At 39.9% G+C, this 15818-nt stretch carries 16 protein-coding genes and 1 riboswitch; of the genes, 13 read left to right on the top strand and 3 right to left on the bottom strand.

Features of this window, described 5'->3' with window-relative positions; genetic code table 11:
- Nucleotides 1-48: 48 nt before the first annotated feature.
- Together PFZ69_RS05400 and PFZ69_RS05395 are read right to left on the bottom strand one after the other, a co-directional pair.
- Nucleotides 49-696, bottom strand: coding sequence for a class F sortase (locus PFZ69_RS05400; RefSeq protein WP_270179987.1), 648 nt, complete (start codon nt 694-696; stop codon nt 49-51).
- Nucleotides 697-742: 46 nt separating this feature from the next.
- Nucleotides 743-1633 (bottom strand): DUF4349 domain-containing protein, encoded by an 891-nt coding sequence (locus PFZ69_RS05395; RefSeq protein ID WP_270179986.1) that lies wholly within the window; start codon nt 1631-1633, stop codon nt 743-745.
- Between the two features lie 77 nt (nt 1634-1710).
- Here PFZ69_RS05395 and PFZ69_RS05390 point away from each other — a divergent pair, with 77 nt between their 5' ends.
- Together PFZ69_RS05390 and PFZ69_RS05385 are read left to right on the top strand one after the other, a co-directional pair.
- On the top strand, nt 1711-2811 hold the full coding sequence (locus tag PFZ69_RS05390) for a mechanosensitive ion channel family protein (protein ID WP_270179985.1): 1101 nt from the start codon (nt 1711-1713) through the stop codon (nt 2809-2811).
- 99 nt (nt 2812-2910) lie between these two features.
- Complete coding sequence (locus PFZ69_RS05385; protein ID WP_270179984.1) at nt 2911-3444, top strand: hypothetical protein; 534 nt, start codon at nt 2911-2913, stop codon at nt 3442-3444.
- A gap of 37 nt (nt 3445-3481) precedes the next feature.
- Here the strand turns inward: PFZ69_RS05385 and PFZ69_RS05380 are convergent, their stop codons facing one another.
- A complete protein-coding gene (locus PFZ69_RS05380) occupies nt 3482-3607 on the bottom strand; it encodes a hypothetical protein (protein WP_270179983.1) in 126 nt (41 codons plus the stop codon).
- Nucleotides 3608-3829: 222 nt separating this feature from the next.
- A riboswitch (cobalamin riboswitch) is annotated at nt 3830-4006 on the top strand.
- Nucleotides 4007-4144: 138 nt separating this feature from the next.
- Between PFZ69_RS05380 and PFZ69_RS05375 the strand changes: the two genes are divergently transcribed.
- The 11 genes from PFZ69_RS05375 (at nt 4145) to PFZ69_RS05325 (ending at nt 15811) form a co-directional block, all read left to right on the top strand.
- Complete coding sequence (locus PFZ69_RS05375; protein WP_270179982.1) at nt 4145-6376, top strand: ribonucleoside-diphosphate reductase subunit alpha; 2232 nt, start codon at nt 4145-4147, stop codon at nt 6374-6376.
- Between the two features lie 11 nt (nt 6377-6387).
- A complete protein-coding gene (locus tag PFZ69_RS05370) occupies nt 6388-7425 on the top strand; it encodes a ribonucleotide-diphosphate reductase subunit beta (protein WP_270179981.1) in 1038 nt (345 codons plus the stop codon).
- Between the two features lie 201 nt (nt 7426-7626).
- Nucleotides 7627-8109 (top strand): flavin reductase family protein, encoded by a 483-nt coding sequence (locus PFZ69_RS05365; protein ID WP_270179980.1) that lies wholly within the window; start codon nt 7627-7629, stop codon nt 8107-8109.
- 29 nt (nt 8110-8138) lie between these two features.
- A complete protein-coding gene (locus PFZ69_RS05360; RefSeq protein ID WP_270179979.1) occupies nt 8139-9614 on the top strand; it encodes a 4-hydroxyphenylacetate 3-hydroxylase family protein in 1476 nt (491 codons plus the stop codon).
- A 138-nt stretch (nt 9615-9752) separates the two neighbouring features.
- Entirely contained in the window at nt 9753-10502 is a 750-nt protein-coding gene (locus PFZ69_RS05355) for an IclR family transcriptional regulator (protein WP_270179978.1), read from the top strand.
- Between the two features lie 70 nt (nt 10503-10572).
- On the top strand, nt 10573-11088 hold the full coding sequence (locus PFZ69_RS05350; protein WP_442865127.1) for a 3-hydroxyanthranilate 3,4-dioxygenase: 516 nt from the start codon (nt 10573-10575) through the stop codon (nt 11086-11088).
- The gene (locus PFZ69_RS05345; protein WP_442865107.1) at nt 11085-12137 is read left to right on the top strand and encodes an amidohydrolase family protein; all 1053 of its coding nucleotides are present in this window, start codon (nt 11085-11087) and stop codon (nt 12135-12137) included. The genes PFZ69_RS05350 and PFZ69_RS05345 overlap by 4 nt, the downstream gene beginning before the upstream one ends.
- Entirely contained in the window at nt 12085-12546 is a 462-nt protein-coding gene (locus PFZ69_RS05340; RefSeq protein ID WP_270179975.1) for a RidA family protein, read from the top strand. The genes PFZ69_RS05345 and PFZ69_RS05340 overlap by 53 nt, the downstream gene beginning before the upstream one ends.
- Before the next feature lie 64 nt (nt 12547-12610).
- Nucleotides 12611-14086, top strand: coding sequence for an aldehyde dehydrogenase (locus PFZ69_RS05335; RefSeq protein WP_270179974.1), 1476 nt, complete (start codon nt 12611-12613; stop codon nt 14084-14086).
- Nucleotides 14087-14099: 13 nt separating this feature from the next.
- Nucleotides 14100-14894 (top strand): 2-keto-4-pentenoate hydratase, encoded by a 795-nt coding sequence (locus PFZ69_RS05330; RefSeq protein ID WP_270179973.1) that lies wholly within the window; start codon nt 14100-14102, stop codon nt 14892-14894.
- Nucleotides 14895-14932: 38 nt separating this feature from the next.
- Entirely contained in the window at nt 14933-15811 is an 879-nt protein-coding gene (locus tag PFZ69_RS05325) for an acetaldehyde dehydrogenase (acetylating) (protein WP_270179972.1), read from the top strand.
- Nucleotides 15812-15818 lie beyond the last annotated feature (7 nt).

The following is a 15818-nucleotide window of genomic DNA, read 5'->3' as shown; positions in this document are numbered from 1 at the left end:
AGACGCTTCGTCCTATAGAATAGGAGAAGCGTCTTTTTTATGTTACTACTATTCTGCTTTGAGCTCAGTGAACACGACGAGGCGTTCTTCGTGTGTTCCATGAGACTGACTGAAGTTACCAGTGCACGTGATGAGGTTCAGATTTGCATCATTACTTGGTCCAAAGATTTTTTCGATAGGTGCATTCTGAAATGGGTACCTTTCTTTCCCTGTTACAACGAACGTAAGTGTTTCTCCATCCTTATCGGTAACGTATACTTCATCACCTTCTGATAGATCTTCAAGATGATAGAAAACAGATGGCCCGGATTTGCTATCTACATGTCCTGCTATGACGGAATTTCCGGTCGTGCCAGGCTTGAAGCCAGGTTCAAACCATCCGACATTTACGTGGTTGGATGGAACACCCATCTGTCCGTTTTTCAAGATACCTACATTCTCAACTTTTGATTTAACTTCAATAGAAGGGATCTCGACAGATACAGGGATTATACCTTCTTCACTCGACTCTGGAATTCTATTTGCATTTTCATCGATCGATTGTTTTACGTTGTCATACGCTACGTCACCATTTTCAATCTCTACTTTCTTAACCCGTTCTGAACCTGTTTCAGCTGTTGATGAATAGTTATTGGTATATCCAGCAATCAGAAGAAAGATGATGGCTGCAGTAACTAGAGACATGACTATTTTCATCGTATCACCTCGTTTGCTCATTTGTAGATTTAATAAGCTAACGATATCAATGGATATTTGGATCACTTTTTTTTCTTCTACGATTGCGTATGAAGAAAAATAGGGTTAAAGCTGCAAGTGGCACGAGCACAGGAGATAATCCAATGAGCACAACAACTGTCTTAGAGAAGAAGGATAGAATTCCATTTGCTGTTTTCATAAACAACTGTTTTGCTTCGGCGATCGTACTCTTATCACCTTCTCCAAAAGTAGGGACTTTAATTTTCTTTTCTTCTAATGAAACAGTCACGGTCGAATAGTCACTTTGATTGTTTAAATAGTTCATACGCCCTTTTAACTGCTCGATTTCTTCTTGAACTCGAGACAAATCGTTTGATATAGCCAACAGATCCTCCGTTTTTTCAGCTTTTTCTAAAAATGATTGGAGCCTATCTCTCACATCTTCTTTTGCTTTCAGCCTTGCTTCTAAGTCTACAAACTCTTCTGTAACATCAGTTCCAGTAACCGATTTTTCTGGTGTACCTTTACCAATTGTTTCAGCTTCATCAAGAAAAGGGTAAAAGTTATCTTGAGGGACCCTGACTGTCATCGAACCGTAATTGGTCTCTTCTTCAGAGAACGTTCTCGATTCTACAATATACCCACCGTTTGCTTCGAGAAGCTCTTTCAATCGGCCTGTGGCATCAGAAAGATCCTCTACAGTTAAAGATAAATTAGCGTTAAAGATAACTTTTCGATCTGTTTGAAGTTCTGGCATCTTCATCGTTTCGTTCGAAGAGCTGGAATCAGAAGCGCTTTCTTTTGTTTCGCCTGCACTTCTATCCATCTCTTCTGAGAGTGGCTCTCCACTGTCACCACTTTCTGACTGTTGATTAGAGCTGCAGGCAGTAAGTATAAGGATTGCTATAACAAAGCTAAATAGTAAGTACTTTTTCATTCCTTAACCCCCTAGATCACTATATACAACATAACGTGTTGATAACGGATTAGGTTACATGTGACCATTCACAATTCTTGCTAAAGGAGGTTTTTACTTTTTTATCTCCATTCTTTGAAAGTTCAATTGCTAAAGACACGTTCATTACAATTACCGTTATTATAGGCATCCTTTTGTTTAGGTTCATCGTTAAAGCGTTGTTCTTTAAAAGAAAAGGTTTAGAAAAAAAGGAGAGTAAACATGCAGTCCTATCATTTCTAAACTGGCTAACGCTATATGCCATCATCGTTTTCTTGCTTCTCTACTTTTCTGAGTATGCTTGGATGAGCCGTGAACTGTTCACGATTGGCGATGTAGAAATATCATTGCTTCTTCTTCTCATCGCATTGTTTATCATTACGCTTGCGAACAGGCTGTCAAAGATATTCACCTCACTACTGATGCCCCCTTTGTATGACCACTATCGATTAGATACGGGGTTGCAATTTACATTTAATCGAGTGTTCCATTATACCTTGATGGTAATAGCAGTGATTATTAGTTTGACTACTGTTGGAATCGATTTAAGCGCATTGACCATCTTCGCAGGTGTATTAGGTGTAGGAATCGGCTTTGGTATGCAAAACATTGCTAACAATTTCATTTCAGGTCTTATTATATTATTCGAGCGTCCCATCAAAGTAGGTGATCGCGTGATAATTAATGACATTATCGGAGATGTTGAGCAAATTAAAATGCGAGCAACAATTATACGGACGCTTGATAATGAACGAATCATCATGCCTAACTCTTACTTTATAGAAGAACAGGTCGTTAACCACTCCTACGGAGATAATCGATTGCGTCTCGTCGTACCGATCGGCGTTGCTTACGGTTCAGATGTTGAACTTGTAAGAGAACTGCTCCATCAAGTTGCAAAAGATGAGAAAGACGATTCAATGTATGTACTTGAAAAACCAGAACCCTTTGTAAATTTCATCGGGTTCGGTGACTCATCCTTGGACTTTCAGTTGTTCATTTGGATTTCTTCTCCAAAAGCGGCGGTCGTGACAAAGAGTAATCTTAATTTCAGAATAAATAAGGTGCTTGCAGATCATCATGTTGAAATTCCCTTTCCTCAACGTGATTTGCACGTGAGGAGTATGGATGACACCGTCATTGAAAAGCTAAGGAAATAAAATCACACAATTTCACACACTTTTTTCGCAATTTCTTCCACAATTATTGTCCATAATTAAGTGTGTAAGGATAATAATTTGAAGGGAGATCAAAAGAAAATGAAAAAGTGGTTACTAGGTATTGCAGGTTCAGTTGTACTTGCAGGTGGAATAGCTGGTGTGAGTGCAAACGCGGCATCTGAAGAGGGTGCACAAGTAGACGGTACTGAGGTAGTTCAGGAACAAGGACAGGTGAAAGGGCATCACCATAAGCGAGGTTTTCATAAAGAAGGAAAAGGAAATGAAAATCATGAATTAATGGGATCGATTTTTGAGAAACAAGAAAAGCTAATCGATTTATTGCTCGATAAAAATGCCTCAGCAATTGATGGCGTTGAAGAATTACAAACTGAGTTAGCCGACGTAAATGAGCAGTTAAATGCACTTCATGAAGAAGCAAAGGCTGCTCATGAGAAATTGAAAGCACAAAAACAAGAATGGAAAGATAGTGGCGAAAGACCTGAGCTTACAGATGAAGAGAAAGAAGAAATGAAAGCAAAGTTCAGTGAAATGAAAGAGAAACGTGAAGAAGCAATGGCATTAGCGAAAAAGAAAGATGAATTACTTACTGCATTAATTGAAAAGGTAAGCTAACGTAAAGAGATAGGGTTTCCTATCTCTTTTTTTATTCTCATGATTTTTGTGATAAGTGATTCATGATCTCCTTACTTTCTTCTTCACTGAGCAATCCCATTTTATAACACAACTGTGTATATCCGGCTAGTTTCTTTAAGCATGTGTGCTGCTTTTTACTCATAAGCTTATCTCCTTTTTCCTTAAGGAAACATTTTTAGGTATAAACAATATATGCTGAAAATGAAAGATAGTGTTAGGCTGTAGAAAGACTTTATACCTAATCACACATTGATTGATTTTTTCTTCTTGTTAGATTACAGAATGTGCGGTAAGATAAATACATCGATATTTAGTGTTTTGTTTTTAGTTTAGATACTATATATTGATTTTATGGTAGTTAATTAAATAGTGATTGAGTATGCGGTGTCGTGAAACGACTTAATAGGGAATCCGGTTTTAATCCGGAGCTGTCCCCGCAACTGTCGTGTGGACGAAGCAAATGCCACTGGATGATGATCCGGGAAGGCTTGCTGAGGAAGAAGCACGTAGCCAGTAGACCTGCCGATGCTCAGAAACGTTTCTATTCTTCGGGGATTGAGGATGAGAAGTGGCAGAAAGGATGCAGGGTTATCCCTGGATTCTACCCTTGTCGTATTCTCAAAAGCTCACTCATAGAAGAGTGAGCTTTTTTATTTTGCTAAAAAAAGGAGAGGGTTAGATGAGTTTAACGATTGCTCTAGAGGAACATGAGATCATAATAGAAGCCAAAAACATTCTTAAGCGTTTTTCAAATCTTGATAGTGAAGGGTTTTTTAACAAATTAGGAAGCGGTATATCTGGAGAAGTGTCGGACGGCGATGTTGAACACATGTTGATTTTAAATGCGCTCGAGCGCATTTCAGCCGAAGAACCAGATTGGACATATGTAGCAGCATCTTTTCATCTTCAGTCACTTTATGACAGAGCTTTGGAAATTCGTGGAGAAGAACAGGTGTATGGTAAAGGGACATTTCATCGCCTATTGAAACGACTTACGGGCCAAGGAATCTACAACGCGGATCTCCTTAAAAACTATAGCGAACAAGAAATTGAACACCTTGCAGCAAACATAGCTCCAGATCGTGATCATCTTTTTACCTATATCGGCTTAAGAACGCTTGCAGATCGATATCTCACAAAAGATTATGAAAAAAACACTCTGGAACTTCCTCAGGAGCGCTTTCTCATTATCGCGATGATGCTGATGATGAAGGAGTCGGAAGATAAACGTTTGGAACGAGTGAAGGAAGCCTACTGGGCCATTTCAAATCTGTATATGACAGTTGCTACACCTACTCTCGCGAATGCAGGGAAAACATATGGTCAACTTAGTTCATGTTTTATCGATACGGTAGATGATAGCTTGCGAGGCATCTATGACAGCAACACTGACATTGCGACAGTGTCAAAAAACGGAGGTGGAATCGGTGCATACCTAGGGAAGATTCGAGCTAGAGGCAGTGACATAAAAGGATACAAAGGTAACTCTTCTGGTGTACTTCCATGGATGAAGCAACTGAATAACACTGCAGTAAGTGTGGATCAGCTAGGACAGCGACAAGGTGCCGTCGCCGTTTATCTCGATGTTTGGCATCGAGACATCATTGAATTTCTTGATGCAAAGCTGAACAACGGTGATGAGAGGATGAGAACACATGACCTTTTTACGGGGGTGTGTATACCGGATGTATTTATGGAAACCGTTGAAGAACGTGGTGAATGGCATTTGTTTGATCCTCATGAAGTTCGGAAAGTGATGGGCTTTTCACTTGAAGATGCGTACGATGAACGTGAAGGCGATGGAGATTTTAGGAGAAAATACGCGCAGTGTGTAAACAGTGATACATTATCTCGTAAAACTATACCAGCCATCGATATTATGAAACGCGTTATGAAATCGCAGTTAGAAACAGGTACGCCATTTATGTTCTATCGAGATGCTGTGAATCGAGCGAATCCGAATAAGCATGCAGGTATGATCTACAGCTCGAACTTATGTACTGAAATTATGCAGAACATGAGTGCGACGACTGTGGAAGAAGAAATAACAAAAGACGGAAAAATCGTAATCACCAAAAATCCTGGCGATTATGTGGTATGTAACCTATCGAGTATTAATTTAGGTCGAGCAGTTCCAGCAGGTGTTCTTGAAAGGCTAATCCCAATTCAAGTTCGAATGCTTGATAATGTGATCGATTGCAACACGATTGAAGTCCCACAGGCTCAACTTACAAATGAAAAATATAGAGGGATCGGACTTGGGACTTTCGGTTGGCACCACCTCTTAGCGAAGAAGAAGCTCGTTTGGGAGTCGGATGAAGCTGTTGAGTTTGCGGATCATCTTTATGAAACGATCAATTATTTAGCGATTGAAGCGAGTTCGGAATTAGCTCGTGAAAAAGGTAGTTACTCGATGTTCGTGAAATCGGATTGGCATACTGGAGCTTATTTTGATCGTAGAAACTATCACGATGAAAAGTGGAAAACACTGAGAGAAAAAGTGAAGAAGCAAGGTCTACGCAATGCTAATCTACTAGCTGTTGCACCGAATAGCTCCACAAGTTTAATAGCAGGTTCCACAGCATCGATCGATCCAATTTTTCGTAAAGAGTATTCAGAGGAAAAGAAAGATTACAAGATTCCTGTTACAGCACCTGATTTATCACCTGAAACGACCTGGTATTATAAGTCGGCTTATTATATCGATCAATTATGGAGCATTGAACAAAATGCTGCGCGTCAACGCCATGTCGATCAGTCTATTTCGTTTAACATCTATGTTCAAAACACGATTAAAGCCAAAGAGCTGTTGAACATACACATGACAGCATGGAAAAAAGGACTAAAAACCACGTATTACGTGAGAAGTACATCAGTAGATATCGAAGATTGCGAAAGCTGCTCAAGTTAGGAGGAAGAAGTATGAATACAATTCAAAAAAGAAAGATCTATGATATTTCAGCTCCCAATCGCGCGAGTGGGATTATTAATGGCAAAAGTTCGAACGTTTTAAACTGGGACGATACAAGATTCAATTGGACGTATCCAATGTATAAAAACATGTTGGGTAATTTTTGGACGCCGTTTGAAATCAACATGTCTTCAGACGTTAAACAGTGGGACTCCTTATCCAACGATGAACAGGATACGTTCAAGAAAATTATTGGTCTACTAGCGTTTCTTGATTCCATTCAAACCGATTATTCGAGTAAAGTAGCTGATTATTTAACTGATTCTAGTTTATCTGCCTTAATGCAGGTTCTTTCTTTCCAAGAAGTTATCCATAATCAATCTTACAGCTATGTGCTTTCATCACTAGTTTCAAAACAGGAGCAGGATCGAATCTTTGAATATTGGAAGCATGACGAGATTTTACTTGAGAGAAATGAGTTCATTGCTTCTGGTTACGAGAGGTTTGTAGAAGACCCGACGCCTCAAACGTTTTTTGAGTCGATCGTATATGACGTTATTTTAGAAGGCTTGTTTTTCTATGCGGGATTCGCGTTCTTCTATAACCTTGCCCGCAATCAAAAGATGGTATCGACCTCGACTATGATCAATTATATTAATCGTGATGAGCAACTACATGTCACATTATTTGCGAACATTGTAAAAGAACTGTTCAATGAGCAACCTCAACTGAACACGGAGGAAAACCATCGATTCATTAAGGACACATTTAAGAAAGCGGCGGAGTTAGAGATGAAGTGGGGGGAAGCGATCATAGGAAATAAATTTATTGGGATATCACAAAATGAGCTTAATGATTACATTAAGTTTATGACGAATAAACGTGTCAACCAACTTGGAATCGACCGGCCATTTGAAGGCTATCGAGAAAATCCGATGCGTTGGATTAAGGCGTATGCAGATGTTAATTCTGGAAAGAGCGATTTCTTCGAACAGAAATCCAGGCAGTATACAAAGGTATCGGATAATAATGGCTTTGATGAGTTGTAGAAGAGAGGAGTACCTACTTTACATAGTAGGTACTCATTTTTGTCTATAAAAAAACTTTTACAGCCTGGTTTGTTTTCTGTTCATTCAGATTTTTCTAAAAAATTTACCTATAATTTCATAATATGAAATTATAGTCTGTTAGAGTTTGTCGTTCCTTATATACTTTAATCAGAATTTAGCAAATGGAGGTGGCGAAAAGATATGGATGTACGAGAATTAAGAAATTGTTTCGGAAGATTTGCCACAGGGGTGACAGTAGTAACCTGGACTGGTGATGATGGAGAAAAACGAGGAATTACCGTAAATTCATTTACTTCAGTATCTCTTGACCCAGCGCTCATTCTTGTTTCTATCGATAAGAAAGCTAAATCGTTTGAAGCATTAAAAAACAAAAACTTTGTTGTGAATATCCTTTCAGCTGGTCAAGAAGCTGTGGCATGGCAATTTGCAGGTCGTGATCAAGTGGGTCTTTCAATCGATTGGGAAGAGACTGACATAGGTCCTAAAATCAAGGGTTCACTGGCTTCCATTGAGTGTGAGCCATGGACCGAATATGACGGTGGTGACCATGTTTTATTCATAGGAGAAGTGAAGAACTATTCTTATGAAGATGGCGATGGACTCGTATTTTTTCAAGGGAAATTCAGGCAGACTGAAGCTGTAGCGAATTACGTTACAGAATAATGTAATTAAAAATAAAGGGGGAAGCTTTTATGGGTATACGTACTGGTGCACAGTATATAGAAGGAGTGAAATCCCGTCAACCAGAAGTATGGCTTGGGGGTAAGCGAATTGTCGATGTGTACAATGAAGATGTATTCCGTCAACCAATTCATGAGATAGCAAGATTATATGATATGCAACATGATCCAAAATACAAAGAACTTATTACGTACATATGTGAGGATACAGGTGAGCGAACTTCACATGCTTTCAAGGTTCCGAAAACATATGAAGATTTGAAAGCGCGTTCAACATTATTTGAGTTATGGGCCAGAGCTACATTTGGTTCTATGGGAAGAACACCAGATTTTTTAAATGTCACAATCACAGCTATGGCAAGTAATACATGGTTTCTTGATCAATACGATACTGAGTGGTCAACGAACATGATTAACTACTACAAACATATCCGTAACAATGATTTATTTCTAACACATGCCATCATTAATCCACAAAATGACCGAAGTAAGGCTTCACACGAGCAAAGTGATGAATTTACTCATCTAGGTGTCGTTGAGGAACGCCCTGATGGTTTTGTTGTTAGAGGCGCTAAAATGTTAGCGACACTCGCTCCAATTACAGACGAAGTCATTATTTATTCATTCCCTGGATTTAAACCTGGTGATGAAAAGCATGCGATTGCATTCGCGCTTCCAATTGATACGCCAGGCCTAAGGATTATCTGTCGTGAACCTATGCAAGATGGGAAACGCTCTACGTTCGATCATCCACTCGCTTCACGATTTGAAGAAATGGATGCTTTACTCGTGTTTAACGATGTATTTGTACCAAAAGAACGCATCTTTATAAATCAGAATGTTGAAGCGGCGAATCTATTATATCCAAAGACAGGGATAGGACAACAACCAGCTCATCAATCGGGTGTAAGAGGGTTGATCAAACTTCAATTTGCTTCTGAAGTTGCTGCTAGAGTTGCAGATTCCATAGGGGTCGATGGTTATTTAAATGTTCAAACACAGCTTGGAGAACTTATGCAAGCTGTTGAGGCGATCAGGGCGCTATTACGTGTATCTGAATATGAATATGAAACAACCGAGTCTGGTGAAGTTCGTCCAGCAGCTACTGCATTAGAAACAATTAGAGGTATGTTACCCAAGCTTTATCCAAGAGCGATCGAGGTTATCCAAACAATCGGTGCTGGTGGACTATTAATGTCACCGACTGGGGCGGATTTCCTAAATCCAGAACTTCGGTCTGATACAGAGAAATATTACGTGGGACGAGAAGGCATTACATCGGAAGACCGTGTTCAATTATTTAAGTTAGCGTGGGATCTTTCTGGAGAGGCATTTGGGCAGAGACTATTACAATATGAGCGTTACTATTCAGGGGATCCTCTTCGTAGACTGGGTCGCTTCTATAGTAGCTACAAACGTCAGAATACATTCCCGATGGTAGATGAAGCATTGAGAGGTGCTAAAGACTTAGAAGGGCAGTTAACATAACTGGTATATATGTCATAAATTGTCGGTTGTCAATGTGAAGATTGCAGGATCTTGGCGGCGGTTGTTGTATTTAGTAACTGGAATACGTTGGGTATTAAAAGTATTCTTGAGAAATCAATCGTTTTTAGGGGGATAAGCATGATTGCATCAGTGCAAAAGATATCAAAGATACTAAATTGCTTTACGAATGATGAACCTGCACTCGGCAACTTGGAGATAGCAGAAAAGCTTTGTATGAATGCCAGTACAATTCATCATCTTGTCCGCACACTTTGCCAAGAAGGAATCCTCATTCAAGACAGCCGCAAAAAATATCGGTTGGGTTGGAAGTTATTAGAGTGGAGCAACCACGTAATGTACCAACAGGACATTTATAATGAAGCGACACCATTTTGTGACTCTTTGATTCGGAAGTTTAATAGTACCGTTCATATCGGTATGTTCGATTCTGGAGAAGTCCGATTTGTTCTTAAAGTGCAATCAAAAGAATCTCTTCCGGTGCCTACCTATGTTGGAGCAACAAAGCCTGCTTATTGTACAAGCACTGGGAAGGTACTACTTGCATTCAATCCATCTCTAATCAAACCAACTATTGCAAAGGGACTACTTAAGATAGCTCCAAATACAATTACAGACGTAGATAATTTAAAGAAAGAGCTTTCTAAAATAAAAAAGCAGGGCTATGCGATCAGTAACAATGAAAATGAACTAGGATTGTATGGAATTGCAGCTCCTATTTATTCATACACCGGACAAACGATCGCAGCTCTCAATATGGTTGGACCTGTTTCTTATATGAATGGTAGTAATCGTGAAGAAATGATAAAAAGCGTAGTAAGCACTGCTGAGAAGATTTCAAAAGACCTGGGTTATATTAGCCTTTCATGATAACGCTTACAAAAATTGAGGAGGATGACAAATGGCAACTCAAGCTAAACCTTACCTTAAATCAAGAGTTATGGACATGATGAAAACAGTTGAAGAAAACAAAGATCAGTTAAAACCACCAGTTAATAATAAAGTTCTGTGGGAAGACTCAGAATTCATCGCAATGCTCCTTGGAGGTCCAAATAAGCGACGGGATTTTCATGTAGATCCTTCCGATGAGTTTTTCTATCAAATTAAGGGCAGTGCTTATGTTGAATGTATCAATGAAAAAGGTGAACGTGAAGTTGTAGAAGTAAAAGAAGGCGAAATGTTCATGCTACCAGCAAATGTTCCTCACTCTCCACACCGCGTAGCTGATTCTTACGGCCTCGTACTTGAGCGCAAACGAGGTAAAGGGGAACTTGAAAGCTTCTTGTGGTTCTGTGATAACTGTAACAATGAAATGCACCGTGCAACTGTGCAGTTAACTGATATCGCTACACAGGTTAAAGAAGCGATCGAACACTTTAACAGCAGTGAAGAATTAAGAACGTGTAATAATTGCGGTTACAAAATGCCTCCTGAAGCGAAGGAATGGAAGGCATGAGAGTAGATTTTCACACTCATGTTATTCCAAAGAACCTTCCTGATTTTGCAGAAAAGTATGGTGGTAAATGGCCAACATTAGAGCAAACCTGTGCGTGTGGAGCTAACATCATGGTCGAAGGAAATCTCTTTAGGGAGGTCACCGATCAAGTCTGGGATCCTGATAAGCGAATTCAGGATATGGATCGTGAAGGTGTAGACATTCAGGTGCTTTCACCAGTTCCAGTTACATTCTCTTATTGGGCAGATACAAAAGCAGCGGTAGAAATGTCTAAAATTCAAAATGATTTTATTGCCAAAACAGTTACAGACAACCCTGCCCGTTTTGTGGGGTTGGGAACAGTACCTATGCAAAATGCAAAATCAGCTATTCAGGAAATGGATCGTTGCATGCATGAACTAAATTTAAACGGTATTGAAATTGGAACGAACGTAAATGGAGAAAACCTTGATGCTCCGCAATTCCTTGATTTTTTTGAAAAAGCAGAGGAATGGAATGTTCCACTTTTCATTCACCCTTGGGAAACTATGGCAAAAGATCGTACACCTCGTCATAACTTCATGTACACAGTAGGTATGCCCAGTGAAACAGCCCTGGCCGCTGCTAGCCTAATCTGGAGTGGAGTTATTGAAAAGTTTCCGAATTTGAAAATTTGCTTTGCTCACGGAGGAGGATCATTTCCTTACATTCTTCCTAGGCTTGACCAAGGGTGGAAGGTTTGGCCTCACTTACGTTTAACAACGCACCCTCCAAGTCACTATGTGCAAAACTTTTATTTTGATTCACTAAGCTATGACTCTCTTAATATAAAATATCTAATCGATCGCTTTGGACATGAACGCGTCATGATGGGCTCGGATTATCCGTTTTTATTAAGAGAAATTCCACCAGGAAAAGTAATCGATGAGATGGATGATTTATCAAAAGAACAAAGTGAAAAGATTTTAGGAGAAAATGCACTGCGATTCTTAAATGTAAAGGAGAAAAGACTAAACCATGAAACAGAGAGTTTTGACTCCAGAGGAGAAACTGCAAGATCTGGGGTTTAGTTTTTCCCCGATTCGGCCTGCAGTTGGAAATTACGTCAGTCATGTGAAGGTGGGTAATCTTATCTTCACAGCAGGACAAGGAGTAGACCAGTACCATGGAAAGCTAGGGCGAGATCTTACTGTTGATGAGGGGTATCAAGCAGCTAGACAATCCATGTTGAACCTTTTAAACGTTTTAAAATATGAACTCGGCGAATTGAGTAAGGTGAAACGAGTTGTAAAGTTACTTGGAATGGTGAATTGTACAGATGATTTTATTGAGCAACCAAAAGTGATTGATGGTGCTTCTGATTTACTGAACCAAGTTTTCGGGGAGAGGGGCAAACATGCACGATCTGCTGTTGGTATGACTCAGCTTCCTGGAGGCACAGCTATTGAGATCGAAATGGTAGTTGAAGTAGAAGAATAAGTGGTGACCCCTGTGTCACCACTTATTCTTAAAATATACCGCACCTTGTAAGGGGGAAGATGATGTGTACATAAAGGAAAAGCAGGCGAGTAAGGTACAACCGATCGATTGTCGTCATTTTATAAATGGAGAATTCGTTGAGTCTACTAACCAGAAGACCTTTGAGAATATTAATCCTGCAACAGAATTGGTGATAGGTAAGGTAGCCGAGGGAGGAGAAAAAGAGGTCGATCTCGCAGTTAAAGCGGCTAGAAAAGCATTGAAAGGGCCATGGAAGAGCTTACCTTCTAAAGAGCGTTCATCAATCTTACGCAAAATTGGTGACCTAATATTAGAACGTAAAGAAGAGTTAGCTGCACTTGAATCGTTGGATACCGGAAAACCATATGAAATGGCGTTAGAAGTCGATATAACTAGAGCTGCGTACAACTTCCATTTCTTTGCCGACTACTTAACATCATTAGGGACTGAATCTTATCAGCAAGATGATAAGGCGATTCATTATTCAATTCGCCGCCCTGTTGGTGTAGTGGGAATGATTAACCCGTGGAATCTACCGATGCTTTTGTTGACCTGGAAGATGGCTCCTTGTCTAGCTGCAGGCAACACTGCAGTTATTAAACCAGCTGAGTGGACACCGATGACAGCCACCGTACTGGCGGAAATCTGCAAAGAAGCGGGGGTACCGGATGGTGTTGTCAATATCGTACATGGGTTTGGACCGGACTCTGCAGGAGCAGCTATCACGAAGCATCCTCAGGTTGATGCAGTAACTTTTACAGGCGAAACCAAGACGGGTACTGCAATTATGGAAGCAGCTGCGCCAACGCTTAAGAAGCTTTCTTATGAACTTGGTGGAAAAAACCCCAATATTATATTTGCCGATTCAGACTTGGATGAAGTAATCGACACTACGCTTAAATCCAGTTTTATGAATCAAGGGGAAGTTTGTCTTTGTGGGTCAAGGATATACGTAGAACGACCTGTATATGAGGCATTCCTCGATAAATTTGTGAGTCGGACAAAAGAGTTAGAAGTAGGTGACCCTTTTAAAAAGGGAACGAATGTAGGTGCAGTTATCTCAAAAGAACACTATGACCGCGTAATGAGCTATATCGAGATTGCCAAGGAAGAAGGAGGCACGATTGTAGCAGGCGGGGGTAGACCTGAGCACAAAGAAAAAGGATTTTTTATAGAACCAACAATTGTTACAAATCTTGATCGAAGTTCCCGCTGTGTTCGTGAAGAGATCTTTGGTCCAGTTGTAACAGTCCTGCCTTTTGATACAGAAGAAGATGTAATCGAACAGGCTAATGACACTCATTATGGCTTAGGTGCCACGATTTGGACGAACGATTTAAGACGAGCTCACAGAGTCGCTTATCAAATAGAAGCAGGTATTATCTGGGTGAACACATGGTACCTAAGAGATCTACGCACACCTTTTGGAGGTTTAAAACAAAGTGGTATTGGTCGTGAAGGTGGAATGCACAGTTTCGAATTTTACAGTGAGTTGTCCAATGTCACGATCAAGCTTTAAGGAGGCTCTTAGTATGAAGAAGGTTAGTTTAGATGAAGTGAATCAGCTTTCACTACATCTACAAGAAGCTGAAAAGAAACTTGTTGGTGTTAGAGCATTGACTGAGCTCAAGGAGGATTTAAACATAGATGAAGCTTATCAAATTCAAATGGCTACGATCCAAAATAAATTGGAGTCAGGTGCCAGCATCGTTGGGAAGAAGATTGGCTTAACTTCCATCGCAATGCAAGAATTACTTGGAGTAGATGAACCAGATTATGGCCACTTATTGAATACGATGGTTGTCGATAACGGGGGAAGTATTGATCAACAACGTGTCCTTCAACCAAAGGTCGAAGGAGAAATTGCATTCATACTAAAAGATGAGCTACAGGGCCCTGATATAACTATAGAAGATGTTATTAAAGCCACTGATTATGTCGTGTCGGCTATTGAAATCGTTGATAGTCGCATTGCGGATTGGAAAATAAAATTACAGGATACGATCGCAGATAATGCTTCCTCAGGTCTATACGTCCTTGGAGAAAAAAAAGTTTCTATAAATGAGGTTGATCTTCAGGAAATTAATATGGAACTCTATAAAAACGGTGAGCTGATGAATACTGGCAAAGGCTCAGCTGCATTGGGGCATCCTGCTAATTGCGTAGCCTGGCTTGCAAATAAGATGGCAATGTATAATCAATCATTAAAGCCAGGGGAGGTTATACTCTCAGGAGCGCTTTCAGCAGCTATCAACGGAGAGCCTGGAGATGAATTTTTAGTGAAAATGGAGCAACTAGGGAAAGTCTCTGTTCGGTTCACTCCTTAACTCGTTACATACAGAATACAACAGGGGGAGGAAGTTCATTGCCTAAGCTTAAAGTCGGTATTATAGGTTCAGGAAACATTGGATCTGATTTGATGTTGAAATTATGTAGATCTACTACGCTCGAATTGACAACGATGATAGGAATTGATCCGAAGTCAGAGGGACTAAATCGAGCAAAAAAACTTGGAATACATGTGATTGAGAATGGAATTGAAGGGTTCTTAAAAAATCCTGATTTAGCAGAGATTCTCTTTGATGCTACTTCAGCGAAAGCCCATATCCATCATGCTGATCTTCTGAATAAAATTGGGAAAAAGGTGATCGACCTTACTCCAGCTGCATTAGGTCCATTTGTTGTTCCTACTGTTAATCTGAGGGAGCACGTGGATGTTAAAAACGTAAATATGATCACATGTGGAGGACAGGCTACAATCCCTATCGTACATGCTGTAAATCAAATTTGCGAAGTAGAATATGCAGAAATTGTTGCCACTATTGCAAGTAGAAGTGCAGGTCCAGGTACTCGGGCTAATATTGATGAATTTACAGTAACAACCTCTAAAGGAATAGAACAAATTGGCGGGGCCAAGAAGGGAAAAGCAATTATTATTCTGAATCCAGCTGATCCTCCAATCATTATGAGAGATACGGTTTACTGTCTTGTAGATGGAGACATGGATGAAGCAAGAGTTTCACAATCCATCTACGATATGGTCAGTAAAGTACAGGATTACGTGCCTGGTTACCGATTAAGATCAGAACCTATCATTGATGGTAACAAAGTTACGGTATTTCTCGAGGTTGAAGGAGCTGGTGATTATCTCCCAAACTACTCAGGAAACTTAGATATCATGACATCTTCTGCAGTAAAAGTTGCAGAAGAACTTGCTAAAGTACAACTCTCTAATAAAGTTTGAACAAAAA

Origin of the sequence: Alkalihalobacillus sp. CinArs1, from assembly GCF_947387515.1 — a bacterium.
Taxonomy (GTDB): Bacteria; Bacillota; Bacilli; order Bacillales; family Guptibacillaceae; genus Guptibacillus.
Note: the sequence above shows the minus strand (reverse complement) of the source record. Positions and strands in the feature narration are given on the sequence as shown.